Origin of the sequence: Ruminococcus sp. (assembly GCF_017549005.1) — a bacterium.
Lineage (GTDB): Bacteria > Bacillota > Clostridia > Oscillospirales > Ruminococcaceae > Ruminococcus.
Window position 1 is genome coordinate 117,498 of record NZ_JAFYYT010000037.1, and the last position, 24,734, is coordinate 142,231.

Here is a 24,734-nt window from a genome sequence, read left to right on the forward strand (position 1 = left end):
GTGCATTGTCCGGACATTTTCCACTGCTTACTATTTACTGATCACTAATAACTAACTACCGGCAACTCACAAGGAGAAAAAAATGAAATACGGACTTGTTCTTGAGGGAGGCGCTATGCGCGGTCTTTTTACCGCAGGCGTCATCGACGTCCTCATGGAAAATAATATCAGATTCGACGCGGCTGTGGGAGTTTCAGCAGGCGCTTGCTTCGGCTGCAACTACAAATCCGGTCAGATCCGCAGAGCCATCCGCTATAATACAAGATTCTGCAGGGACAAACGCTATTGCAGCACCCTTTCCCTCATAAAAACGGGAGATATGTTCGGAGCGGAGTTCTGCTATCACACTATCCCAGAAAAGCTCGATATATTTGACAAAAAAGCCTTTGATTCTTCGCCTATGGACTTCTGGGTGGTCTGTACCGACGTTCATACGGGCAAGGCTGTCTATCACAGGTGCGGTCCGATAAACTCGGAGGAAATGGAGTGGATCAGGGCTTCCGCTTCAATGCCTATCGCTGCGAGGATAGTCGATGTAGGCGGATACAAAATGCTGGACGGCGGCATTTCCGACTCGATACCTTTGAAGTTCATGGAGAGCAGAGGCTGCGGCAAAAACGTGGTTGTCCTCACTCAGCCACGCGACTACGTTAAAAAGCCTTCGGGCGCAATGAGGCTCATGAAGCTCAAGTACCGCAGATACCCCGAGCTTCTGAAAGCCGTTGCCAACAGGCATAAGATGTACAACAGCGAGCTGAAATATATACGCGGCGCCGAGGAAAACGGCTCCGCTTTCGTTATGGCTCCCCCTGAGAAGCTGCCCGTGGGTCATATCGAACACGACCCCGATGTTATGCGCGAGGTCTACCGCATAGGCAGACGTATTGCCAATGAGAACCTCGAAGCGCTCAATAGATTTCTTGCAGATGAATAAGATCAAGACCTGTTCGGCTGAACAGGTCTTTTTTGCTAATATTTTATTGCTGCGATGTCGGGAGGAGTGCCGTTTACCATGGCGGAAACAGTATCCGAAAGTCTTTGGCTCAGCTGTTCGCTTTCCTCCTCGTCCCCTGCAAGCTCTAAATATACGGAGGTTCCGTTTATTGCAAATTCGGAAAAGAATACTATCCGTTTTATGCCTTTGCTGTTTGGTTTTGATATGGAATAGCCCGTTTTTACTGTTGTTCCGTTTATATCTGCCGTGCTCTCCTCGCCTGTTATGATACAGTCAGTGAGAGGAAGTCCCATTTTGGCAAGATGTATATGGACATCATCGGCTGTCAGCTCTGTGCGGAGCATTTCCCCTGTTTCTGATTTGAATACGGCATAAGGGAGACCGTTTTCTTCCGGAACTGCTAATGACGGCAGAAGATCGTGGAGTTCCTCCACGGTAAGACGCCTGTCTGTGACCTCGTAATCGTATGCGTAACAGGCTTCACCTTTGACATCTGATCTGCCGTATATGAGCTTTTCGCCGCTTTCGAGTAATACGGTGTAGTTTTTTGATACGAACCAGTTATTGCGTATACCTAAAAAAGCCGCGAATGATATTACAACTGCAAGGCAGGCTGCAAGCGGAAGAAGCCTTTTCACAGCGGCTGTAACAGGTGCTTTTCTATTTTTGCGGCTGTACTCCATGATATCGGAGAGCATTCGGCGGTTTGCGGCTTCATCGGGAAGTATCCTGTCCCATGATGCAACGATGACGTCATTTTTCATTGAAATACTCACCTAACCTTTCCTTGAGAAGTCCGCGGGCTTCGTGAAGATGATTACGCACAGTCGATCCCGGCTTTTTGAGGATTTCGGCGATCTCGGCACTGTTATAGCCCTCGTAGTAATACAGGTATATCACCGTCTTGTACTTGTCGGGGAGCTCCATAACAGCTTCGAGAACTTCGTCCGTTTCAATGCTGTCCCCTGTCCGGAGCTCTGTGTGTTCGTCGATATCCTCACATTTCCGCCGCCAGTGTTTCAGCTCGTCCTTGCAGATGTTGGCAGCCGTCCTTATGAGCCAGGCTTTTTCATGCTCAGCGCTTTTGAACCAAGGCCCTTTGTTTATGAGCCTGTAAAAGGTCTCCTGTACTGCGTCTTCCGTGTCCGCGGGATTTTTCATATAGGCATAGCAGACGCGGTATACGGTCTTGCTGTGCCGTTCGTATAATTCTTCTATTTCCTTGTCCGTACGCAACAAAGATCTGAACATCGTCCCGCCCCCTTTCACTCATAATACGATCGAGACCGCCGAAGTGTCGGATAAATTTAAAAAGCGGCGAAATGTTCGCCGCTTTTAACTGTCAAAAAAACTGTCTTATTTAAGGAGACGCCCTCACTTGCGGAGCGCCTGTTGAATGCGGCGCTTTGCCCCACTCCCCACAATGGCTTTCACCCTTGACCTGACCAAAGGGTTGTAGCCCATTTGGAATCCCTTACATGGGTAAAGCGGCTTTTGGGACAAGCTAAGCTATTTTTACAGCTTTACGTGCTTTCTTATACGGTAGGATATCACAAAGGCAAGCACCATTTTCAGAAGATCAAAGGGTACGAACGGAAATACGCATATCTCCGCAGCTTTTTTGAAGCTCATGACGCTTTCGCCGTTTGAATAGCCGTATACGAACCATAATGTTCCGAATGCATAGCAAACAAGAAGCCCCACTATAAGCAGCGCGATGCGCGCTAACAGCTTTTCACCGAAAAGCTTCGTTCCTGCCCAGTATATGAGCGCCATGAATATGAAGCCGAGTATATATCCGCCCGTGGGTCCGAGAAGAACTCCTGCGCCCCCCTTGAAGCCGTTGAATACGGGAAGTCCGATAGCTCCGAGAAGTATGTATGCAAGACATGAGAAAAGTCCGTTTTTGCCGCCAAGAGTCAGCAGCGCACAGAATATCGCAAAGGTCTGCATGGTAAAGGATATGGCTCCGAAAGGAACGGATATCCATGCACATACCGCCGTTATTGCCGTAAAAAGTGCCGTAAGTACTATTTCCTTGGTGGAAAAACTCCTTTTTGCCGTGTTCTGTTCTGTCATCTGTAACATCTCCTATGTTTTTGTATCTGTATTATAGCACATTCAATTCCGTTTGTCAACTAGTTTCTTGAAATTTGGTTGACATTTTTGCACACACGTTTTTTACCCTCATATCTTGCTATTTTAATTATATTATGTTATAATAAAATAAGTATTTTACGCGAGGTGTTTTTAACATAATGAAAACCAGTGAATTTCGGGACATCGTTGATTATAAACGCATAAAAGCGGATTTCGACACGGGTCTTACCTCCGAACAGGTAAAGCAGCGGTTGGAAGAAGGTCTGGACAACCAGCCTGTCGAAGCTCCGTCCAAGACTGTAAAAGATATACTCTGCGATAATATCTTTACCTACTTCAACCTTATTTTCGTTATCCTGTCAGTGCTTCTGATACTTGTGGGCTCGTACCGTGACCTTACTTTCATGCCCGTCATCATCGCAAACGCTCTGACGGGTATCATTCAGGAGCTGCGCTCAAAGTCCGTGCTGGACAAGATATCCATGCTTAACGCTCCCGTTTCTACGGTGGTCCGCGACGGAGAAGTGCAGAAGGTCCCCTCAAAGGAGCTCGTTCTCGATGATATCGTCATATTCAAGGCAGGTAATCAGATATGCGCCGACGCTATCGTTGTGGACGGAAACGTTTCCGTAAACGAGTCGCTCCTCACGGGTGAATCCGACGAGGTAAGCAAGAAACCCGGCGATACACTTATGTCGGGAAGTTACATCGTTTCAGGCTCCTGCCGCGCAAGACTTGAAAAAGTGGGCAGGGAATCCTATATCTCAAAGCTGACAATACAGGCAAAAAAGACCAAGAAGGGCGAGCAGTCGGAAATGATACGCTCACTCAACAGGATAGTTAAATTTGCGGGCTTCGCTATCATTCCTATCGGTATCATTCTTTTCTATCAGGCTTACTACCTCAACCATGAGACTATCAGAGCCAGCGTGCAGTCAATGGTCGCCGCTGTCATCGGAATGATACCTGAGGGACTGTTCCTCCTTGCCAGCGTGGCTCTCGTTATAAGTACCATGAAGCTCGCTCTCGGCAAGGTCCTCGTTCACGACATGAAATGTATCGAGACTCTTGCGCGGGTCGACGTTCTCTGCGTGGACAAGACCGGTACTATCACCGAAAATACCATGTCCGTATCGGCTGTCGTAAACGCCGCGGAGGGCAACGATGACGACCGTATACAGGGACTTCTCAGCGACTTTGCTGCCGCTCAGGACTCCGATAACGAGACTATGGCTGCGATAAAGAGCCATTTCCACTGTCCTGCAGGCCGCACGGCAGTTGCCGCAACAGGCTTTTCCTCTGAGTTCAAGTACAGCAGCGTTACCTTTGACAAGGATTCCTATGTTCTCGGAGCTCCCGAGTTCGTGCTGAAAGAGAATATCAGGGAACACAGGGAGCTTATCGACTCATACAGCCGCAAGGGCTACCGTGTGCTAGCTTTCGGAAAGTACAGGGGCATTCCCGACGGCAAGGAACTCACATCGGCTGCTGAACCTGTGTGCTTCGTGATAATGTCGAACCCAATAAGGGAAAAAGCTCCCGAAACATTCAGATATTTCGCGGAACAGGGTGTGGAGATAAAGGTAATATCGGGAGATAACCCAGTTACCGTTTCGGAAGTCGCAAAAAGGGCAGGTATCAGGAACGCAGGCGACTATGTGGACGCTGCTACCCTTACGACTGACAGCGCTATCAGGGAGGCTGTTACAAAATACACCGTCTTCGGACGAGTTACCCCCGAACAGAAGAGAAAGTTCGTAAGAGCTCTCAAAAAAGCAGGCAAGACCGTTGCTATGACGGGCGACGGCGTCAACGACGTACTTGCTCTGAAGGACGCGGACTGCTCCGTGGCTATGGCTTCGGGAAGCGACGTTGCCGCTCAGGCAGCTCAGCTCGTGCTCCTCGAATCGGACTTCTCAAAAATGCCCGATGTTGTTGCAGAAGGACGAAAGGTCGTCAATAACCTTGAACGCTCGGGAAGCCTTTTCATAGTAAAGAACATCTTCTCGCTGATAATCGCTATCCTTTCCATATGCTTCGGCATGAAATATCCGCTGCTCCCCGCACAGATATCACTCATAAGCGTATTCACTATCGGACTTCCTGCGTTTTTCCTGTCGTTCATGCCGAACCGCGACCTCATACGCGGTAGGTTCATCATGAATATCCTGCTGAAGGCTCTGCCTGCGGCGCTGACGGACGTGCTTGTGGTCGGTGCTATGATATATTTCGGCAATATCTTCAGCGTCGGTCAGAACGACATAGCAACAGCTTCGACCATACTCATGAGCATTGTGGGCATGATGATACTCTATCAGATATCAAAGCCCCTCGATGTGCTGAAAATGGGCATATGGGTGGGCTGCGGACTCGGTCTCATATGCTGTATGGTATTTGTCAGCGACCTTTTCGCTATATCGTCAATGTCAAACAGATGTATCATTCTCTGCATAAACTTCTCTATCATCGCAGAACCGTGCCTGAGGTACCTGACGCTCATAACCAAAAAGATACAGAACTTCTTCATCAGGGAAGAATCTCACAACGAATAAAAAATCTCCCGGAAGCAGCAAAAAACTGCTTTCGGGAGTTGTTTTTTTCAGTTATCTGTAAGGTCGTAGGGCGGCTCCTCGTTGGAGAGGGCTACTTCTATGACCTTTCCGTAAAATCCGGCAGGATTGAGAAGTATCTTCTCGCCTATGAGCTTCGCCTGTGTCAGGTCGGGGGCGTAAAGTCTCAGGTCCATAAGGTCAAATCCTGTATCCACGCACCTTACGTGGGTATAATAGCCGTTTCCCACAGGCTCGTACTCTATCTTCAGCTCCTTTTCGTACTTTATCCTTGTAAAATAACGCAGAGCTGCAAGTACAAGCTTGTCCCTGTAGGACTTGGGAGCGTAGTTTTTCAGCTGCTTGGCACATTCCCTGCCCTTCGGGTCAAGTACATAGGTCTCGCTTCCGTTTTCGTCCTTCCGTGAGGAAACCAGTCCGTTTTTCAGGAGATAGCCGATAGAATCCTGATAGTAGAAATAGTTTATTATCCCCGTGCCGATAGCTATATCATATAGCTGCTCGGGACTTACGGGGCGGTCTATTTTGTAAAGCAGATAGCAAAGAAGAATATTCAGCGTAGGAACGTCCCTTATCTCGGTATCGGCGCGTTCCGCCATTTTCATTATATTTTCGTCCTGCATAGTTTTTCACCTTAACAGAAATTCGGATAATCCAGCATATGCGACAGAAGCGCGATGTTCACAGCAGCCTCCACACACGGAACTGCCGCAGGTACTGTGCATGGGATATGCTGCTCGCTCTCGACGGTCTCGCTGGTCATTTCACGGTAATTCACGGCTGTCTGAGCGCCTGCGGTGTACTCCGAGGGCTTCATGGCAACTCTCAGGGTTATCGGCATACCCGAGGATATACCGCCGATTATGCCACCGTGATTGTTTGTCTTTGTGAGCACATGGCCGTGGTCGTTGACATAGAACTCGTCGTTGTTCTGACTTCCTACCATTTTCGCCGATGTGAAGCCTGCGCCGAACTCAAGTCCGCGTACTCCCGGGATACCGAAAACAAGCTGTGCGATGTTGTTTTCAAGTCCATCGAATACGGGAGAGCCTATTCCTGCAGGGACGTTGACTGCCGCGCACTCGATGACTCCGCCGAGGGACTCGCCGCCCTCATGTGCCTTATTTATGTCCTCTATCATATCCCAGCCCTTGCGGTCGTTTATTACGGGGAACTTCTTGGCTCTCACGCTGAGAACGCCGTCACGGGTGATATTTACGGGGTCAAAGGGATTATCCTTTATATTGTGTATCTGAAGTATATGCGCGCCAGTGTAGATACCGCGCCTTTCAAGTATCTGAGCGCATACAGCTCCCGCAAAGCAGAGCGGAGCCGTAAGTCTGTCGGAAAAATGTCCGCCGCCGCGCACGTCGTTGAAGCCCTTGTAGCGGACAGCTCCCGTATAATCGGCGTGTCCGGGACGTACAAGGTTGTCCGGCTCTTCATGCTGAGGGGCTGAGGTCCCGGTATTCTGCAGGAAGGCACAGAGCGGAGAGCCCGTTGTGCGGTCGTTGAATACTCCCGACATTATATGCGGAATGGAATTAACAGGAGAAGAGCTTCCGCCCGAATACCGCCTCGCCATAAACTCTCCGAGGGCCTCGGCGTCGATGTACTCCCCTGCGGGAAGGTTGTCAACGGTCACGCCTATTGCGGGACCGTGAGCTTCTCCGAACATGGAAATTGATATCCTGTTATTCCATACTGATGACATTTGCTTTACCTCCGAGCATTCTGTAGTCGTCAAAGAAAGCAGGATAGGACTTTTCGGCAGCCTCCGCGCCCTTTATGACTACCTCGCCGTCTATGCGCGTTGCAGCAACGGCAGCAGCCATAACTATCCTGTGGTCGCCGCAGCTGTCGACTGTTCCGCCGTGCATGGCGTTTGTGGGGCGGATAATAAGTCCGTCATCGGTAACAGTGACATCTCCGCCCAGTGCATTCAGCATGGCAGAGGTACTTTCAAGGCGATCGCTTTCCTTTATTTTAAGTCTTTTAGCGTTATAAATGACAGAGTCGCCGCTTCCGAAAGCTCCCAGGACAGCCAGTATAGGCACAAGGTCGGGAATGTCCGAGCAGTCGGCTCTGTAATGTCCGATATTGCCATTATAACACATATTGCTGATAATTTCAAGGATTTTCTTGTCGCCCTGAACACTGTTTTCATTCAGATTGTGCAGCTCCACCTCCGAACCGAGGGCGTTTGCCACGCAGAAAAAGGCTGCCTGGGAATAATCTCCCTCTATTTTTTCGTCTCGGGCAGTATATCTCTGTCCCCCCTTTATGTGGAAACCGCGGTCGGTCTCCTCAGCGGAAACGCCGAAACGACGGAGTGTTTCAATGGTTATATCCACATAGGGACGGGATTCGAGGTGAGAGGTGAGGACTATCTCGGAATCCCCTTCAAGTAGAGGAAGAGCAAAGAGAAGTCCTGTTATGAACTGTGAGGAGACGTTGCCCTCTATCTCAAAAGTCCCGCTTTCAAGTCCGCCGCTTACAGTAAAAGGCATGGTATTGTGATAATCAAAGCGGACTCCGTTTTTTCCGAGCTCGCGGATAAATATATCTATGGGACGCTGCGGCAGACGTCCTCTGCCGCGAAATTCCGTGCTTTTTCCTATGGCAGCTGCAACGGGTATGATAAAACGAAGGGTCGAACCGCTCTCGTTGCAGTCGATAACGCAGCTGTCAGCGCTTTTTCCGCCTGTTCCCCTGACGGTTATGTCTCCGCCGTTCACGGTGAATTCAGCTTCGAGAGCAGTCATTGCGCCGATTGTTGCCTCAATGTCCTTCGACATCGTAACGCCGCTCAGATGTGAGACTCCCTCCGCAAGAGCAGCGCAGATTATAGAACGGTGAGCGCAGCTCTTTGACGCAGGAACGTCAAGCTTTCCGCGCAGCACCGATGGCCTTATGCTGATATCCATAATTATTCACCCATAAGACGGCAGAACTCGCTGAAAGGTACCTTTACTATCTCGCACTTGCCGACTTCCTTGCATATAATGTAGTTTATGTCCTTCTTTTCGTTCTTCTTGTCCTTTGAACAGAACGGCAGCAGCTCGCTCATGGGGATATCGCTGCCTGTTGGGAGCCTGTACGCCGCACAGCACTTCTTCAGCCTTTCGGAGAGCCGCGGTGCCAGTTTATCGGTTATCATGCACATTCCTGCGGCAACTCCTGCGCCGTGAGCGTAATCAGTGTAGTTGTGCCAGCCCTCGAGAGCGTGTCCGAGTGTATGTCCGAAGTTGAGTATCATGCGCTCTCCCCTGTCAAACTCGTCATTCTCGACAACTGCACGCTTTATATCAATACATCTGTATACCATTTCATCCATTATTTCGTCCAGGGTCTCAAGATCGTGGGACTCCATGAGCCCGAAGAGCTTTTCATCGCGTATCATGCCGTACTTTATGCACTCGCCCATTCCCTCTGAAAGTACCTCGGGGGGAAGAGTTTTCAGTGCGTCGCTGTCGCAGATGACCAGTGCAGGCTGCTTGAATGCGCCTACCAGGTTCTTGCCGCCGGGGATATCTATGGCAGTCTTGCCGCCTACAGAAGAATCCACCTGTGAGAGAAGTGTCGTGGGTATCTGTACGAACTCTACTCCCCTAAGATACGAAGCAGCCGCAAAGCCTGTGATATCACCGACTACTCCGCCGCCGAGAGCTACTATGATATCAGACCTTGTGATGTTGCTCTCGCAGAGAAAATCGTAGATATTTCCGAGATTTGCAAGGCTCTTTGAGGGTTCGCCGTTGGGGAAGGCAAATACGCTGCACTCAAAGCCTGCCGCCTTCATCGAGTCCAGTACCGTCTGCAAATGCAGCTTTTCAACGATATCGTCCGTGATAATCGCTGCTTTCCTTGAATTTGTCACCCTGGATATGTATTCACCGCTTTTTGCAAGTCCGCCGCGCTCTATGAGCACCTCATAGGGGTGACTTGTTTTTACGCTTATCTTCTTCATACTGCCAACCTCCGAAAACGTATTGGGATACTGCTATGCGGCAGTTTCCCTGCGCTAATAGAAATTATACCATACAGTATAAGGACTGTCAACACTTTTTAGCTTTAAAACTTTTAATCGCTGAAAAACTTTTTTCATCGAGCCATAAAAATCATGCTGCCGAAAAAATGAAGCATGATTTTTAACTATTTGCTTGACAATCTACCGCTTTCTATGATATAATATTTACTGATGTGCCGATGTGATGGAATTGGCAGACGTGACGGACTCAAAATCCGTTGGTGGCAACACCGTGCGGGTTCGACCCCCGCCATCGGCACCATATTTAGACGTCACAATGGAGATAATACTCATTTGACGTTAGTGAAAATCATACAAAAAGAGCTATCCGATTCGTAAATGAATCAGATAGCTCTTTTCTTTGCAGACAATTATTATATCACTGTTGCCGATAACAAGGATATCTATGCAACCAAAAGCACGGTATTACGATGCTTTGACATTTATCTGCATTTTTCGCTCGATGCCTTAACAAGTTTTTCATGGTATCTGATATTTTTATTGCCTATTTTACGTAGTTTTTATATTCCATATTTTCACAATTATATGCAGTTTTATAATGTCAAAACAGTATCAGTGATACTGAATAAAACCATTCTTTTTTATTTGTTAATGTCAAGTTCGATACTGAAAACACTTCCTATGCCTACCCCGGACTCTGCCTTGCAAACGCCGTTATGCTGGCTGACGATCTGCTTTACGATTGCGAGTCCCAGTCTGGAAACGCCCTTGCCGCTGCGCTGACGCTTGGTATAGTATCTGTCCCAGATGTGTTCAAGCTCGTCGGGAGCAATACCGCTGCCATGGTCGGATATTTCAATAATTGCCTTATCATTATCGGTTCTTAACGAAATACCTGTCCATTTGTCCTCTCCTGCATGGCGGACAGCATTATCCAGCATGTTGTACACCGCTCTCTGAAGACGTGAAACATTGCCTTTGACATGAATATCATCAGTAATACTCCGCTCAAAGACATAGCCTTCCTTTGAATACAGTTTCTCAAAGCTGTCTGCAACAGATGTTACTGTTTCACTGAGATCAACGTCATTCATCACAGTTTCGTGGTCGAACATCTGCAGCTCGGAATATTCAAGTATCTCATTTACAAGAGCAGTGAGCCTGTCCGTTTCCTCTACGATAACTGCTACGTCCTCGGCGCACTGTTTTTCGTCCTCACGGGATATATCTATTATCATTTCGGCGTATCCCTTTATCATAGTCAGTGGAGTACGCAGGTCATGGGATACGTTTGCAAGAAGTTCGTTCTGGAATTCCCTGTTCTTTTTCAGCTTTTCCGATGTAGTATCAAGAGTTTTGTTCAGCTCGTCAAGCTCTGTGCAGAAGCCCTCGCTGAAAGCCATATCATCATCTTTTTCGCCAAGCTTATGTGCTTTTTCATTAAGCTGTGAAACAGGCTTTGAAAAGCTCTTTGACATGAACAGAGCAAGCACAAATCCGACCACCACAGACAACAGTGTGACCCATACAAGCAGTATACGAATGATACGAGCCGCCGAGCCTACTGCATTAAGGGTAGTTCCAACGTAAAGAACAGCTTTTTCATCGCTCCCATACAGATCAATAAGCTTACCGTATACATAAATATCCTCGGTTTGCATCTCTGATTCACCATTTTCAGATGCAGTAACATCGTTAATGAATGCTTTATAATATTCCGGAAGCGACCTGTAATGATAATGATTGTGCCTGTTCATTTCCATTCTTTCGTCTGACCATTCATTGTAATCTGCTATGAATCTGTGACCCTTCTTGTATTCATCAGAACTGTATAAAACATTGCCGTCAGTATCGGTGACAAATATAAGAACTGAATTCTCTCTTGAAACATCATCAATATACGACGAAATATCGCCGCTTTGACTTTCCGAGGATATTTTACCGGCAACCTTTACGGTATTCCTGATTATCATGCCGTTGTAGAATTTTTGCAGAAAAACCGTCTGCAAAAGCCACAGAACAGTGAATATCACGACTGTAAAAAACATAAACCAGCTGAGCAGCTTTTTCCGGAACGAATTTGTTTTACGCTTCAAATTTATATCCCACCCCTCGCACTGTTTTTATGCTGTCACGGTATGCTCCGAGCTTGCTTCGGAGAAGCTTTATCTGCCAGTCAACGGTTCTGTCAACGCCGAAACTGTCATAGCCCCACACCTCGTTGAGTATCCTGTCACGGGTAAGAACTATACCCTTGTTTTTCACGAGAAGCAGCAGAATTGCATACTCTTTTGCGGTCAGATCAGCCTTTTCGCCGTCAACAGTAACTGTCAGCCCGAGCGTGTCTACCTCAATCCCACTGACACAAAGCTTTCCGCTTTCCGATTTCTGTTCGATGATCCTGCTGTGGCTGAGTATGACCTTGATACGTGCTATCAGCTCCATAGGAGAAAACGGCTTCGTTACATAGTCGTCAACTCCCACCTCGAAGCCGAAGAGCTTGTCGAACTCCGTACCTCTTGCGGACAGCATTATCACGGGAATATCCTTGAATCCCTTTATCTTCTTGCAGGCGGTGAAACCGTCCGTATCGGGCATCATTACGTCCATGATTATAACGTCGAAATCCTCGGTCTTGCACTTATCTATGGCTTCACGTCCGTCATAAGCGGTAACGATATCATACCCCTCACGCTGAGCATAGCGGCTTATGAGGGTGACTATATTCGGTTCGTCGTCAACTATCAGTATCTTCGGCATGGCACACCTCCGCAGTTTTTATTGTAAATATTATACATGAAAAGCGCCCTTTTGTAAAGAGCGCCTTTGTTTCAACGGAACTGTCTGCCGCCGTGATCTCCCTGCTGTGTGCTTTGGAGAGATGTGTTTGTTTCGCGGTAAAAGCCGGATCTATAATCTGAACATCCGGAAGGTCTGTATCGCATTTCACAAATTCATCACATAATGATTGCCTTTATTCCACATTACAACTGTTCATTCCACACTAAATCCATTTATCTTTCATAAAAGCACGTTATAATACAATCAAGCAAATACTCACAGACGAAAAGAAGTTATTTTATACTTACAGAAATAATTTATGCTCTGTATATTTTTAAGATTTATTTAAGGTCTGTATATTATCATGTAATTATTTGATAATGTTAAACCTCCGAGTCCATTTTCGTTCAGTAGTACGCTCTCTGAGGTTTAAGTTCGGACATAACAAAAAGTGGAATTTGCCAAGCCCTCTCCTTAGCTTATAAATCGGCGGTTATTGCGCTTTACAGTCAAATGTTGTGATGTTTTGTTTGCATCTGATTTTTGATAAAAACGCCAAATAATTGATATACTTCTTTGAGCTTATTTATTACAATACTTTCAGTAATATGTGCGCGCCGATAAACTTTAAGTATCATAGCACCTTGCTTTTCTGCATACGATCAGCTTTTTATCATAATATGCTTTTTTCAACTTCATCAATGCAGGATATTACACTAAATAAGGAATACAAAGCAGTTTCAGCACAGGTGAGATCTATGACACAAAAGTGTATTGAACCGCTTCAATACATACAATGCAATAAACAGCTCTCATATCTCCGCAAAAAGCTTCTGTTAAGGAAATATGACTGCCGTTTTATATAATATCTCAACATCAAGTCTTGTACAAAAGGGAACGTGATCGAAATGATAAGAAAAAACGACAGGACCGGTGTATATGCAGGCGAATACAGCGACACCCTCAACAGCATAATGTCACATCAGGAAAAATACCTTCCTGAAATCAAGTATTTCCTCGATACCGAATATACATGGTCAAGCAGCAAAACCAAATCTCAGCAGCGCCCCTCAGTTGTTATCCTCGGAACTGGCATACCCGAGGAGCTCGTTATGGCGGCAGGAACGGAACCCTACTGGCTTATCGGCGGAAGTCTCGGCTCGGCTGCATGGTCGGACGAGCTTGTGCCCCGGGATACAGATCCCGTGAGCCGTTCTATCCTCGGATATATCCACCAGCCTGACGGAGCAGATTTTTCAGAATCCCTTTTTATTATTCCGATCACGAGCGACAGCATGAGAAAGATCGCATATCAGCTCAAGGCTGAGGGAAGAAAAATATGTCTTGTGGACGTTCCGCCTGACCGTAGTGATGACAGGGCCAAAGAAAAATGGCAGCGCCAGATGATGGACATGGTGGAAACTATCTCTGCTCATACAAGGAAACGTATAAAAAAAGACAATATAGAAGCGGCTGCTTTAAGAGTATCCAAGGCCCGCTGTGCATTATCGACTTTTCTCAATGTTTCCCGAGGACGTTCCGATATAATCTGCGATGATGCACGACTGCTCGTTCAGGACAGCTATTACCGCACCGCAAATCTTGATGAATGGACGTATCATGTACAGCTTCTCACCGCCAATGTCACTGACATGGCAAGCCGTTACGTCAATGCGGGAAACAACAGACCGAATGTTGTCATAATGGGCTCCCCCATAGCTTTCCCCAATTACAAGATTCCGTTTCTTGTTCATGATGTCGGCCTGACCCTGCTGGATACCATCGACTGCTCAGCATTGAAGCATGAGGTCCTGCACGAAAGAAACAGTCTGTCCGGCAGCTGCGAAAGCATGATAAGAAATATTGCTTCGTTATGGTATGACAGGGACGCTTCATCTGCATTTGTAAGGAACAATGCCCTTTTTGAATATATTTCCCGTCTTGTCAGAAATCGCGATATCGAGGGCGTGGTATACCATGTTCTCAAGGGACAGATAGAATACGACTTTGAGCTTGAACGCTTTGAAGCGCTTTTCTCAAAGTACAATATACCCGTGTTCAGACTTGAGACAGATTATCAGTATCAGGACGTTGAACAGCTCAGGATACGCCTTGAAGCTTTCTCGGAAATGCTCACGCAGAACCGCTACAAAGAGGTGAGAAAAGCAAAATGAGAAAGAAAAAACGTATTATAGCTGCAGGCATTATATGTGCCGTTTTACTTGCGCTCGCTTATTTTGCCGCATATCTGCCTTTTTATAAATTCGGAGAGGGCAGCTACGCTACAAGTCTGAAAAAGATATTTTCATCTGAGTACATAAAGACTGTTGCACCGCTTTTCATCATATTCGCCGTTTCTGCTCTCGGTATAGTTCTGATAGTGTGTATCAGAAAAAAACTGATGAGCAAGGGAAGGAACAGCTCCGTATATGCAAACAGATACAGCGTCAGAGGCGCGGGAAAAGCTCCGAAGCAGAAGCTGTCGCTGTTTATGATGATTCGCTGGGCATTAATGACAGCATTTACTGTTTTTATGATATGGGGCGGACTGCTGTCCGGACTCAGGAATGAGAACATCAGCATACCTGTGTTTTCATGTCCTGCCAACACAGTTCAGCCGACAGAAGCAAGCTGCTATTTCCTGTCACATCTGAACGTGCTTTTTACTCTTCCCATAAAGAATATCATAATCTTTTTTGTAAGCACACTGCTCTTTACGATATTGCTCGGACGCGCCATGTGCGGCTTTCTGTGTCCTATGGGACTTATACAGGACATCATGGACAAGATACGCAAAAAGACAAAAACCAAGGGCATATCTGCCAATGAAAAGATGTATTCGGCGTTCAAGCCTATAAAATGGTTCATGATACTGCTGTTTATCGGTCTTTGCTTCATAGGCGGAAATTTCTGTGATTTCTGCCCTGCGATAACTGTATCGCCCATACTTGCAGGTCTCGGAGTGAGCCTTTATGTCAGCGGATTCCTTATGATATTCATTCTCATAGGCAGCTTCTTCAAGCGCAGGCTTTTCTGCAACGTCTGTCCTCTCGGATATCTTGTGGGACTTTTTCACAAGGTATCGCTGTTCCGCATAAAGAAGGACTGCACAACCTGCACCGAATGCGGAGCCTGCTATGAAGCCTGTCCCATGGGAATAAAGACCATATACACCGAAAGAGAAAAAGCAGACGTTACCGAAGCCAACTGCATTATGTGCGGAGAGTGCGTAAAATGCTGTCCCGAGGACAATGCGCTTTCCCTGACAGTTGCAGGAAAGAAGCTGTATACCGCTTCAAGGAAAAATGTAATGTCGGGCTATGCTCCGAAAGATCATTGAGGTGAGAACCATGATAACAATATCAAGAGATCAGGAGCGAAAAGCTCGTCAGGACAAGCGTTTCATAAATAAGGAAACGCAGACTTCGGAAAAATACCTGCGCCGTATTGAGGAGCTTCCGGGAGCTCCCGAAGGAATGAAAGCTTTTCTCGACGTTCTGGAGCATATATATGTTGATATGCACGGTGTGGATATTCCCCAGAGACAAAAGACCATAGGCACTTACTGCGTCATGGTGCCGCAGGAGCTTATATACGCTGCAGGAGCTGTTCCTGTAAAGCTTTGCAGCGGCAATTACACGGCATTTTTCATAGGCGACGATATCGCTCCCCGTGACGCCTGTCCGCTGGTAAAGGCGGTGGCAGGCTTCAAGCATACGGGACTCATGCCAGTTTATGAGAACTGCTCCATGATGATTGTTCCTGTCACCTGTGACTGCAAAAAGAAAATAGCAGGAATGCTCGGCGATTACTGTGACGTTATGACCATGCACGTGCCTACTACCAAGAACGATGACGATATTGACGAATTTGTGGATCAGCTTTACGACCTTGCGGAAAGGCTTGAAAGCATCACAGGAAATAAGATAACCTACGATTCCCTTTCAGCTGCATTCTATAAAGTCGGACGGGCACAGTATGAGCTTTCAGAGTTTATAAAGCTGAAAAGACAGAGCCCCTACCTTATAAGAGGCACTCACGCTATGACTATAATGAACGCTTACGGATATATGCCTGCGGATAAATGGGCAGATGCCCTCAGAAGCGTAAATATGTCCCTCAGTCTCCGTGCAGTGAAGGGTGAGAAGGTGACCGCAAAGAAACTGCCGAGAATACTTCTGACAGGCTCTCCCATAGTGTTCCCGAACATGAAGATACCGCTTCTTATTGAAGAAATGGGCGGTATTGTCGCAGGTGACGAGACCTGCATGGGCGAGCGCGGTATGTGGGATCCTCCCGTGATAACCGATAACAGCTTTGACGGTATGATGAGAGCTCTTGCGAACCGCTCCCTCCGTCCGTGTCCGTGTCCGACCTTTGCCGACAACAGTCAGCGTATATACCGTCTGAAACAGCTGATAAAGGAGAATCAGATACAGGGTGTTATCTACCACGTTCTGCGCGGCTGTCTCGTATACGATTTTGAGTACAAGCGTATCGAGGACGAGCTCGGAAAGCTGGATATACCAGTTATACGCCTTGAAAGCGACTACAACGAGGAAGATGTCGAACAGCTTCGCATACGTATTGAAGCTTTCATTGAGCTTATCAAGCTTCGCCAGCCAGTTGAAAAGAATACAAATATACGCAGGGAGCTTTAAGGAGTAAAGACAATGGGAAAATACTACATAGGACTTGACGGCGGCTCCACTTATCTTAAAGCCGCTCTTATCGGAAATAATAAAGTCATTGACACTATGGTGCGGAATACGGGAATAGACAATGACGGTACCGCACGTAAGCTCGTCCGTGAGCTTTGTGACAACAATGGCATAACGCCATCGGATATAGGCTATATAATGGCGACAGGCTACAGCCGCAAGGTGCTTGAAGTAGCTGACGACGATATCTCGGAGATAACCGCTCACGCATATGGTGTGCGCCTTACTGCGCCAAAGGACTACCGCCCAGGAATGATAATCGACATCGGCGGTCAGGACTCCAAGATAATTTATCTCGACAGCAAATATGCAGTGAAAAATTTCAGTATGAATGACAAATGCGCCGCAGGAACAGGCAAGTTCATGGAAGTCATAGCACAGATACTTGAAACTACCATCGACAACGTGGGTCCTCTTTCACTGGAAGCTACAAATCCATGTGATATCAACAGTACCTGTGTTGTTTTCGCGCAGTCCGAGGTCATATCGCTTGTTGCAAGAAAGTATGACCGCCGTGATATACTTGCAGGTATGCATATCTCAATGGCAAGACGTATCGTAAAGATGATGAAGAAGTCCGAGAAGGACGGAGATATCCTTATGACAGGAGGAGGCTCCCTGAATATAGGTCTCCATAAAGCCTTCGAGGAAGAGCTTATGAGAGATGTGTTCGTAGCTGATTATCCGCAGTTCAACGGTGCAATAGGCGCCGCGCTAATTGCCAGCGAAAGAGGTTGATCCTATGGGCTTTTCGGTACTGATAGAGAGCATGACAGCGGCGGCTTCCGTCGGAATGGGCTGCGGTACCTGCTGCGGCTCGGGAATAAGTGCGGCACTGTATGGTTATCTCACAACTCATACGAAGAACATCAAGCAATCTGTCAAAGCGTTTCTTGATTTCTTTTTCGGAAAATTCCTTGCAGTGATACTGCTTTGCTGTGCAGCTTCACTGGTCGGTTCAAGCGTTATAGACGATGACGGACGAGTATTCGGTATAAAAGCTGCACTTATAGTTGACGCTGTTATGCTTGCTATGGGAATATGGTTCCTTATAGGCTGGATAAGAGAAAGAAAAGGCGTCCACAACTGTAAAAGCTGTAAGAGCTGCAAGACAGACAAAGCTGAAAAGCTTACAGCAGATAAAACACATCACGCGGCTCTGATAGGCATGGGCTTCGGCTATGGTATATCGCCCTGTGCGCCGCTGATACTTATAACGGGCTATGCAGCGACTCTGCCTGTCGGTTTTGCGGCAATTCTCGGTGCTGTATTTGCTCTTGCAAGCACGATTTCTCCTGTGCTTTTCATAATGCTTATCTCAGGTGCCCTTGCAAAGAGAATGAATAAAGAGATACCACAGTATCTTACTTGGTTCAGACTTGGCTGCTATATCCTGCTGATAGTGTTATTTTCTATAGGTCTCGTAAAAGAGGTCATTAAAATTGCATGAATGTTACTACATTTTTTCACATATCAGAGAAATGATGCTCTGTACGGACTCAGAAATTAAACAAAACCCTGACTGAAATTACTCTGTAAAATCAGTCAGGGTTTTGTTTAGTATCAAGAGCCTGTCAGTGGTGATACAAACGGCGTATCCAAGTCATTTGTTCTGAGAAGGTTATTATTCCCACTCGCTCCTTGAACCGTAATCTTAACCAGTTTGAGTTAAGTTTTATCGCTCGTGGTATCTCTATTATCTCAGTTGTCTGTCAGATTTGGAGTATCTGATTTTTTGTTGCCATTGTGTTGCCGGAAGAAGCTGAAAGTGAAACTTTAAATGTTGACTTTCTGATCAATTAGCGCTTGAAGTTTTTCGGCAATGTCTTTCTTGCATTGTTCAACCGCCAAATACTTCGCAGCTATCTCTTTCTGTGCATTTAAATCTATATTTCCGTCTTTATCAACAGGAACAGGTACCATTACGTCATCTAACATTGAAGGATAGAGCTTGGTGAACTCATCTTCTCCATTATCGCCTTTACGTCCTTTTGCCATATCACGGAAAATAGGCTCTAACGTGAATTTCATATAATCGAAATCAAGGTCCGTTCTTCCGTCTCTTGGAACTAAAATTCCTCTGTCACCATTGATTGAAAATTTTCCATCAAGTATGAGTATAGTGCCAGCAAACCCATTTGTTGACCATGTCATATATTTTCCGTTATAATCATAGGTGTTAATATATGTCAATGGTGCAAAACTCGAAGCAGAATATACGGGATATTCTCCACTATTAGTATTTCCATACTTCTTAGTGTATTTTGCTAATCCCTTTGTTGTGGAGAACAGTAATGGTAATTTAAAACGAGTCATAGTATAGCAATCTAAATCTAGTTCAACTTTCAAATTATCCACTGTATTCTTATGGCATTTTAAAGTCTCAATTAATTCGTCATAATAATGATAAATTTCAACTATATCTTTTTGCTTGTTTACATCAAAAATGCCCTCTGAATTTGTAGGAATGGTTATTTCTATCGGTCTTAGGTTTCGGGCGTTAGCTTTATGCGCATGATTGAAACCATATTTTGACTTAATATCCCTAAGCATTGCCAAAACAAATTCAATAACAATAGAATTATTAACGGATCGTATGGCAATTCTATCAGTATTAATATAGAATGGTTTTGTATGAAGGATGAAGTTTCTGCCAGCAGATCCATCTCCATTTGTAGCAACAGACAAGATTGGAAATGCTTCCGAAGCATCTATTGGTACTTTAGATTCAATCCTTTCAATATATGCGACCGGATATTTGCTTGCTGAAAAAACAGGAATATCATCTTCATTATTTGTGTTAAGCGAGGAGAGAATGGTATTGTTTTTCCCAATCGAAGATGTTACCAACTGAAAACAAGAATCATCTCCTATTTTTACAGTTGCTATTTGTCCGTCATTCACGTTTTTTTTTTCAAGCTCTTTTAGCGGTTCTTGGAACTCAAGAATAGAATCTGACACATCAGATATAAATGAAATAAAATTAGATAAGCTTATTGATGATTCACGTTCTTCAATGCCAAGATTAATTCTTTCTTCATGTGTCCACCAACGTTCAACACACCAGTGAGATCCTTCATAAAAGTCTTTGATATCAACAATCTTACAGCGCTTATCCTCAGATTTAAATTTGCTTTTAGCTCCCTTGAACATATTGAACAAATCTGATGCGACTTCTAAATCATTCTGCTCAATGTCGAAGCGATATACATCACGGGTCTCGCCAATCTCAGAACACAGATAGGTAAATACTGGAGTAGTCTGTTTCTCCAATGTTGGTGTACCGTTGACGCTAATAGGTTCTTTCTTTGTAAGAGCTAAAATATATGTTTTCTTATTGGTCGTAAAGAACGTATTCAAAGGCAAGGAGATTACAGCATCTATTATACAATTCTCTAATATAAAATCCCTGAGTTTCTTATCGTTACTACGATTCATTATGCCATCAGGAACAACAATAAATGCTTTACCATTAGGCTTAAGAGCACGAACAATCCATTCCATGAATAAACCTTCTATACCCATAGCACTGATAGTATAGTGAGCCTTTAATTCATCTTGCTTGGAGATTTCTTCTTTCAGATTGCTACTTCCGCTCATAACATAAGGCGGATTTGTAAGTATCAAATCGTATTCTTCTTTTATAGGCTGAGCCAATGTACCGAGAATCGTATTAGTCTGCAAGAAAAATGTTTTATTAAACAATTCAGAGAATTGCTCGGTAATGCCAGGGTTTTCTTTGATCATGCTTGACATATAAATCAGCATATTTGCTTTGGCAAGTATAATTGTCTTCTGTTCTTCCTTATCAAAGCCCTTATCAAATCCTGACAAGGAAATCTGAGGAGAAAGTACCCCATTCTCAACCTTAAAGTATTTATGCAGATCATGAAGAATAGGTTCAAGCAGGAATTTACCAACTCCACAAGCCGGATCGCACACTTTCATTCCAGTTGAAAGCTCTACCATGTTAACAATAGCACGAACAACTTTTAAAGGTGTAAAATACTGTCCCCAGTTCTTCTTGCTTATTGATTCCTTAAGGAATGTTTCAAACAGTTTACTCTTGAAGTCATAGTCAATGTTTTCAAGAGTACCGAAATCATTAAAGCGATTAAGAATACGTCTGAAGACTGTGGCATACCCCGAAACAGCCTTATCATCTTTTGAAACAAAGATAGTGCCGTTGATAATTGTGGTCTTGTCTTTAGGATTCCACGGGAACAACTGTTTAATCTTGACACGGATTGTTTGAGCGTAAAAATCGAGAACATCATCGTCAGTATTACTGCCATACTGAGATAATAGGCTGTAGAAAGAGTGAACTCCCTGAAGAACGCCTAAATCACTGAGGTATTTAAAGATGAATATCTCAACAAATGTGTAAAGACAGTTTTCTGGTGTCGCACCGGAAACAGCCCATAAATCCTGCCAGACTTTCTGTGCTAAAGGCAGCGGATCTACAGCAGAGGGTGGTTTGATTTGATCATTATCTGATGTTATGGACGCAGTTATCTTGTTGATTAAGTTTATACAATCTGTGCTATTCTTATCAAAATTTAAAGTGATATTGCTTCCGTCTTCCTGAGTGATTTCATTACCCGTCTTAGGATTTACCCAAATAGATTTTTTGCCATCAGTAATGATGTATATTTTAGCATTTAATGCTCTTGCAGTACCGAGTTCTTGAGCAATTGCCTTTTCAATCTGCTTTTGTGTGCGTAACTGCTGGGGAGTTTTATACTCGATGGCTGCGATTACAATAGGCTTTTTGACTATCAAAGCATCAGGTTTTTTCTTTTCGTACTCATCATAGTCATGATCGGGGATAATCTTGGCACTTTTCAGAGCTTTTAGTGTTGTAGCTCCGATGTTGTAAAAATTCCAATCTCCCATCTTTTCAGGAGAATCAACAAGATTACGCTGAATCAATTCCTCACTCATCATTATCACCTCTATCAGAACTATTTGCAGTATCCCTAATATACTTGTCTATATCAGTATTCTTAATGCGCCAACGATTTCCAACTTTTGACGCAGTAATCTTTTTTGTATTTATTAAACGCAATATGGTTTTATTACAAACCTTTAAATATTCTGCCGCTTGCGAGACAGTCATCATTTCGTCTGACATATAATACACCTCTGTAGCTTAACTATAGTTATTATAACACCATTCAAAGAAAAATGCAAGACTTTTCTGGCGTTTTACGGAATTTTAAGAAATAACGGGCATTATAAATGACTTTTAAGAACTTAATGGTATTTTAAAGGACATATTAACAATGGGGGGATACGGTCAGTACCCCCATTGCATTGTCTACTCAAACATACACCATAGTTGCATATATCGGCTCTCTCGCACACAGGCGATCCATGTTTTCCAGACCTCTTGCTTTTGCGAGGTCACCGACCGCCACAGCTCTGAGATACTCAATATCATTTTCAAGCATCTTTTCGACCTGCCGTTCAATGGCATCTGTCACGGAACGGTCAAGCTCGGTCAGGTAGCTGAGTATCGTGCCGTCGTTGACGAGCTTCTTCAGCCTTGCAGGACGGTACTCCGCCGAATAGTGCAGATGATACTTGATGTGGTTGGAGCTGAATGTTGTCACGCTCGGCTCGGCATCGGGTATGTTGTGGGTGACGGTCATGGCATCGGTGTCGAGAACCCATACGGGCTTGTTCTTTCCGTTGATCTGAACCTTGTCTTTGCTTCTGATAATCATAGTTTTTTCCTCCTTATTCCAGCACATTCTTTCTTGTAGTGCTGTTGTACTTGTACTGCTGATAATCGGAACTCAGTCCGCAGGCAGAAATAAAAGCCTTTGCCTTTTTCAGTTCACGCGACAGCTCATCCTCACGGCTGATTCGCTTTGCTTCTTTTTTCAGCTGATCACGGGTGAAAAGTCCCTTTTGCTCCTCGGTTTTCTTGTAAGCGGCAAGCTCCGAGGAAACCGCTGATAGCTTAGCTTTCAGTTCGTCACGCTCCCGTACAGCTTCATCACGTTCCTTACGAAGTTTCTTTGTCTGTTTCTGCGTTGCTACTTCCTTCTTTGCAAGGTCGGTAATGTTCTGCCAATCCTCCTGCGACACCGTGACCTTACCGCCGAATACAGTCTTACCTGTTTCGATGCTATCTATCTCCGCAAGTTTAGCGGTTTTCTCCTTGACCGCTTTGAGTGTTTCACGTTTTTCCACAAGCTCCGCTTCGACCTGAGCATTCTGCTCTGCCAGTTCATCTGCCTGACGGCGCTGTTCCTTATACTCAGGTATCTCAACCGTCCCTCTTGCCTTTTCGGGAGCGAGAGGCTGGATACCGTGTTCAAGGCAGATTTTGTACAGCACTTCGACCTCGGCAGCTCTCCACTTGGCGATAGCCATTTTTCCTTCGCCGTACCCCATTTCTTTCAGAGCCTGGGCGATACCGTTCTGAACGTCCTGTCCTCGCTTGTAGTGACCGACAGGAATGTAGTCGATGTGCAGGTGCGGCGTTGCCTCGTCCATGTGCAGGACAGCGTTAAAAACGTAAAAGTTCGGATTGCGATTCTGGAAACCTTCCATGTACTCTTTCAGGCAGTCGGCAACGAGCTGAAAGTCCTCAGTGCCGTACCCCGAATCTTCCTTCTTGCCGATCTGAACAACGTCCTCATAAAAGCTCTTGCGCTTGTCGGCAGCAGTGCGGACAGTGTTGCAGGGCTTCACGCCAAAAAGGTGTTCGTAGTAGCTGCCGTGAACCTTACGGTCGTTACGCTTCTGTTTGGCATTGTAACGCTCGGTGGATTCAGCAAAAAGCTGATCGTATGCTTCGTCTATCGGCTGACGCACGAAGGTGATGTTTTGCGGAGTGCGGAGCGGATCAACATTGTCCGCCATGAACTCTCTATTGTTGTGAGTCAGAGAACCCTTTCCCTGACCGAATGAGATTCTTTTCTGTTTCATAGTTTTGCCTTTCTTGTTCATTGGATTTACTTCTCTATCTCTACGAAATCCAATCAAAAAATCATAGGCATCAACTCCTTTCTTGACCGCTAAGGCGGAAGGGCTATCGCCAGCCCTGACGGGCAATTTCCCCTGAACGACACAAGAGATGGTCGCAGGGAAAAAGCTGCGGAGCAGCGGTTACAACGGTGCAGAGCGCCGCTTGTAACTCCGTAGTACTTGCGGCAGCATCAGACCGCCACAAGAACTACTCCGCCCTGCGGGGCTATCCCTTACGGGAGAAGAACGGCTGTCGGAGCAGCCGAAAATGTGGGTACATTTATTCATAAATCTGCACTACATTTTTTGAAAAACACCATATTGGAAATGATATTTTCTGTAAAAATCTCTGCTCGGATTTTGTAAAAAACTCACTCCGAGATCATAAGAATCAGAACGGCGGCTCCTCCTCGACATCGAGAGTTTCGAGCAGATATTCTATCTCCTTTTTATAGAGATAGCTCTCATATCCATCGAGGTAGTGAATGTTGCGAGCAACAGCTTCACGAATATCAAGACCGCTTCTTTCTTCAAGGATAGAAGTCAGCGCTTTTACCTTTTCCATATCGACCATATAACTCACCTCCTTCCTCAAAATTCCATCGTGTTGTTTCTGCGTCGATGTGCGTCGGTGG

At 45.5% G+C, this 24,734-nt stretch carries 21 protein-coding genes and 1 tRNA gene; 8 read left to right on the forward strand and 14 right to left on the reverse strand.

From position 1 onward, the window contains the following. The first annotated feature begins 82 nt into the window (after positions 1-82). On the forward strand, positions 83-934 hold the full coding sequence (locus IKW96_RS09140) for a patatin family protein (protein WP_296573504.1): 852 nt from the start codon (positions 83-85) through the stop codon (positions 932-934). A 35-nt stretch (positions 935-969) separates the two neighbouring features. Here IKW96_RS09140 and IKW96_RS09145 read toward each other — a convergent pair whose 3' ends face one another. The 3 genes from IKW96_RS09145 to IKW96_RS09155 all read right to left on the reverse strand — a co-directional run bounded on the left by IKW96_RS09145 (position 970) and on the right by IKW96_RS09155 (position 3,034). Further along, on the reverse strand, positions 970-1,719 hold the full coding sequence (locus tag IKW96_RS09145) for a hypothetical protein (RefSeq protein WP_296573506.1): 750 nt from the start codon (positions 1,717-1,719) through the stop codon (positions 970-972). After that, positions 1,709-2,206, reverse strand: a complete 498-nt coding sequence (locus tag IKW96_RS09150) for an RNA polymerase sigma factor (protein ID WP_296573509.1) — start codon at positions 2,204-2,206, stop codon at positions 1,709-1,711. The genes IKW96_RS09145 and IKW96_RS09150 overlap by 11 nt, the downstream gene beginning before the upstream one ends. Before the next feature lie 264 nt (positions 2,207-2,470). Next, positions 2,471-3,034 carry a biotin transporter BioY gene (locus IKW96_RS09155; RefSeq protein ID WP_296573511.1) on the reverse strand — a complete coding sequence of 188 codons (564 nt, stop codon included), beginning with the start codon at positions 3,032-3,034 and terminating at the stop codon, positions 2,471-2,473. Positions 3,035-3,213: 179 nt separating this feature from the next. On the opposite strand from IKW96_RS09155, the gene IKW96_RS09160 reads away from it, so the two are divergent. Next, positions 3,214-5,607: a cation-translocating P-type ATPase gene (locus IKW96_RS09160; protein WP_296573514.1), complete on the forward strand. Its 2,394-nt coding sequence runs from the start codon at positions 3,214-3,216 to the stop codon at positions 5,605-5,607. 47 nt (positions 5,608-5,654) lie between these two features. Here the strand turns inward: IKW96_RS09160 and IKW96_RS09165 are convergent, their stop codons facing one another. Genes IKW96_RS09165 through aroB form a run of 4 tightly spaced genes read right to left on the reverse strand, consistent with a single transcriptional unit; the run spans position 5,655 to position 9,595 of the window. After that, positions 5,655-6,248: a DUF4364 family protein gene (locus IKW96_RS09165; RefSeq protein ID WP_296573517.1), complete on the reverse strand. Its 594-nt coding sequence runs from the start codon at positions 6,246-6,248 to the stop codon at positions 5,655-5,657. An 11-nt stretch (positions 6,249-6,259) separates the two neighbouring features. Further along, positions 6,260-7,339 carry a chorismate synthase gene (gene aroC / locus IKW96_RS09170; RefSeq protein WP_296573519.1) on the reverse strand — a complete coding sequence of 360 codons (1,080 nt, stop codon included), beginning with the start codon at positions 7,337-7,339 and terminating at the stop codon, positions 6,260-6,262. Further along, a complete protein-coding gene (gene aroA, locus IKW96_RS09175) occupies positions 7,320-8,552 on the reverse strand; it encodes a 3-phosphoshikimate 1-carboxyvinyltransferase (RefSeq protein ID WP_296573524.1) in 1,233 nt (410 codons plus the stop codon). Before aroA ends, aroC begins: the two co-directional genes overlap by 20 nt. A 2-nt stretch (positions 8,553-8,554) precedes the next feature. Further along, positions 8,555-9,595 carry a 3-dehydroquinate synthase gene (aroB, locus tag IKW96_RS09180; protein WP_296573528.1) on the reverse strand — a complete coding sequence of 347 codons (1,041 nt, stop codon included), beginning with the start codon at positions 9,593-9,595 and terminating at the stop codon, positions 8,555-8,557. 235 nt (positions 9,596-9,830) lie between these two features. Here aroB and IKW96_RS09185 point away from each other — a divergent pair. Then, positions 9,831-9,917: transfer RNA gene (locus tag IKW96_RS09185), tRNA-Leu, on the forward strand. Positions 9,918-10,257: 340 nt separating this feature from the next. Here the strand turns inward: IKW96_RS09185 and IKW96_RS09190 are convergent. After that, positions 10,258-11,712, reverse strand: coding sequence for a HAMP domain-containing sensor histidine kinase (locus tag IKW96_RS09190; RefSeq protein WP_296573530.1), 1,455 nt, complete (start codon positions 11,710-11,712; stop codon positions 10,258-10,260). Then, entirely contained in the window at positions 11,702-12,376 is a 675-nt protein-coding gene (locus IKW96_RS09195; protein WP_296573533.1) for a response regulator transcription factor, read from the reverse strand. Before IKW96_RS09195 ends, IKW96_RS09190 begins: the two co-directional genes overlap by 11 nt. 929 nt (positions 12,377-13,305) lie before the next feature. Here IKW96_RS09195 and IKW96_RS09200 point away from each other — a divergent pair. From IKW96_RS09200 to IKW96_RS09220, 5 genes are read left to right on the forward strand one after another with little or no spacing between them, the layout of a single operon-like run. Continuing rightward, entirely contained in the window at positions 13,306-14,571 is a 1,266-nt protein-coding gene (locus tag IKW96_RS09200) for a 2-hydroxyacyl-CoA dehydratase family protein (protein WP_296573537.1), read from the forward strand. After that, on the forward strand, positions 14,568-15,737 hold the full coding sequence (locus tag IKW96_RS09205) for a 4Fe-4S binding protein (protein WP_296573541.1): 1,170 nt from the start codon (positions 14,568-14,570) through the stop codon (positions 15,735-15,737). The genes IKW96_RS09200 and IKW96_RS09205 overlap by 4 nt, the downstream gene beginning before the upstream one ends. Before the next feature lie 10 nt (positions 15,738-15,747). Continuing rightward, positions 15,748-17,058 carry a 2-hydroxyacyl-CoA dehydratase family protein gene (locus tag IKW96_RS09210; protein ID WP_296573544.1) on the forward strand — a complete coding sequence of 437 codons (1,311 nt, stop codon included), beginning with the start codon at positions 15,748-15,750 and terminating at the stop codon, positions 17,056-17,058. A gap of 12 nt (positions 17,059-17,070) precedes the next feature. Continuing rightward, on the forward strand, positions 17,071-17,856 hold the full coding sequence (locus IKW96_RS09215) for an acyl-CoA dehydratase activase (RefSeq protein ID WP_296573548.1): 786 nt from the start codon (positions 17,071-17,073) through the stop codon (positions 17,854-17,856). After that, on the forward strand, positions 17,837-18,568 hold the full coding sequence (locus tag IKW96_RS09220) for a cytochrome c biogenesis protein CcdA (RefSeq protein WP_296573552.1): 732 nt from the start codon (positions 17,837-17,839) through the stop codon (positions 18,566-18,568). The genes IKW96_RS09215 and IKW96_RS09220 overlap by 20 nt, the downstream gene beginning before the upstream one ends. Positions 18,569-18,894: 326 nt before the next feature. On the opposite strand, the gene IKW96_RS09225 is transcribed toward IKW96_RS09220, so the two are convergent. The 5 genes from IKW96_RS09225 to IKW96_RS09245 all read right to left on the reverse strand — a co-directional run bounded on the left by IKW96_RS09225 (position 18,895) and on the right by IKW96_RS09245 (position 24,673). Next, on the reverse strand, positions 18,895-22,065 hold the full coding sequence (locus tag IKW96_RS09225) for an N-6 DNA methylase (RefSeq protein WP_296573554.1): 3,171 nt from the start codon (positions 22,063-22,065) through the stop codon (positions 18,895-18,897). Beyond that, positions 22,055-22,252, reverse strand: coding sequence for a helix-turn-helix domain-containing protein (locus tag IKW96_RS09230; protein ID WP_296573558.1), 198 nt, complete (start codon positions 22,250-22,252; stop codon positions 22,055-22,057). Before IKW96_RS09230 ends, IKW96_RS09225 begins: the two co-directional genes overlap by 11 nt. Positions 22,253-22,442: 190 nt before the next feature. Further along, positions 22,443-22,847 (reverse strand): hypothetical protein, encoded by a 405-nt coding sequence (locus tag IKW96_RS09235; protein WP_296573561.1) that lies wholly within the window; start codon positions 22,845-22,847, stop codon positions 22,443-22,445. A 13-nt stretch (positions 22,848-22,860) separates the two neighbouring features. Further along, complete coding sequence (locus IKW96_RS09240; protein ID WP_296573563.1) at positions 22,861-24,060, reverse strand: plasmid recombination protein; 1,200 nt, start codon at positions 24,058-24,060, stop codon at positions 22,861-22,863. A gap of 430 nt (positions 24,061-24,490) precedes the next feature. Next, a complete protein-coding gene (locus tag IKW96_RS09245) occupies positions 24,491-24,673 on the reverse strand; it encodes a hypothetical protein (RefSeq protein ID WP_296573566.1) in 183 nt (60 codons plus the stop codon). Positions 24,674-24,734 lie beyond the last annotated feature (61 nt).

What these genes read in the sequence shown, in the direction of transcription:
- IKW96_RS09140 (WP_296573504.1), top strand. Translation starts at nt 83, where the DNA reads ATGAAATACGGACTTGTTCTTGAGGGAGGCGCTATGCGCGGTCTTTTT.
- IKW96_RS09145 (WP_296573506.1), bottom strand. Translation starts at nt 1,719, where the DNA reads ATGAAAAATGACGTCATCGTTGCATCATGGGACAGGATACTTCCCGAT.
- IKW96_RS09150 (WP_296573509.1), bottom strand. Translation starts at nt 2,206, where the DNA reads ATGTTCAGATCTTTGTTGCGTACGGACAAGGAAATAGAAGAATTATAC.
- IKW96_RS09155 (WP_296573511.1), bottom strand. Translation starts at nt 3,034, where the DNA reads ATGACAGAACAGAACACGGCAAAAAGGAGTTTTTCCACCAAGGAAATA.
- IKW96_RS09160 (WP_296573514.1), top strand. Translation starts at nt 3,214, where the DNA reads ATGAAAACCAGTGAATTTCGGGACATCGTTGATTATAAACGCATAAAA.
- IKW96_RS09165 (WP_296573517.1), bottom strand. Translation starts at nt 6,248, where the DNA reads ATGCAGGACGAAAATATAATGAAAATGGCGGAACGCGCCGATACCGAG.
- aroC (WP_296573519.1), bottom strand. Translation starts at nt 7,339, where the DNA reads ATGTCATCAGTATGGAATAACAGGATATCAATTTCCATGTTCGGAGAA.
- aroA (WP_296573524.1), bottom strand. Translation starts at nt 8,552, where the DNA reads ATGGATATCAGCATAAGGCCATCGGTGCTGCGCGGAAAGCTTGACGTT.
- aroB (WP_296573528.1), bottom strand. Translation starts at nt 9,595, where the DNA reads ATGAAGAAGATAAGCGTAAAAACAAGTCACCCCTATGAGGTGCTCATA.
- IKW96_RS09195 (WP_296573533.1), bottom strand. Translation starts at nt 12,376, where the DNA reads ATGCCGAAGATACTGATAGTTGACGACGAACCGAATATAGTCACCCTC.
- IKW96_RS09200 (WP_296573537.1), top strand. Translation starts at nt 13,306, where the DNA reads ATGATAAGAAAAAACGACAGGACCGGTGTATATGCAGGCGAATACAGC.
- IKW96_RS09205 (WP_296573541.1), top strand. Translation starts at nt 14,568, where the DNA reads ATGAGAAAGAAAAAACGTATTATAGCTGCAGGCATTATATGTGCCGTT.
- IKW96_RS09210 (WP_296573544.1), top strand. Translation starts at nt 15,748, where the DNA reads ATGATAACAATATCAAGAGATCAGGAGCGAAAAGCTCGTCAGGACAAG.
- IKW96_RS09215 (WP_296573548.1), top strand. Translation starts at nt 17,071, where the DNA reads ATGGGAAAATACTACATAGGACTTGACGGCGGCTCCACTTATCTTAAA.
- IKW96_RS09225 (WP_296573554.1), bottom strand. Translation starts at nt 22,065, where the DNA reads ATGATGAGTGAGGAATTGATTCAGCGTAATCTTGTTGATTCTCCTGAA.
- IKW96_RS09230 (WP_296573558.1), bottom strand. Translation starts at nt 22,252, where the DNA reads ATGTCAGACGAAATGATGACTGTCTCGCAAGCGGCAGAATATTTAAAG.
- IKW96_RS09235 (WP_296573561.1), bottom strand. Translation starts at nt 22,847, where the DNA reads ATGATTATCAGAAGCAAAGACAAGGTTCAGATCAACGGAAAGAACAAG.
- IKW96_RS09240 (WP_296573563.1), bottom strand. Translation starts at nt 24,060, where the DNA reads ATGAAACAGAAAAGAATCTCATTCGGTCAGGGAAAGGGTTCTCTGACT.
- IKW96_RS09245 (WP_296573566.1), bottom strand. Translation starts at nt 24,673, where the DNA reads ATGGTCGATATGGAAAAGGTAAAAGCGCTGACTTCTATCCTTGAAGAA.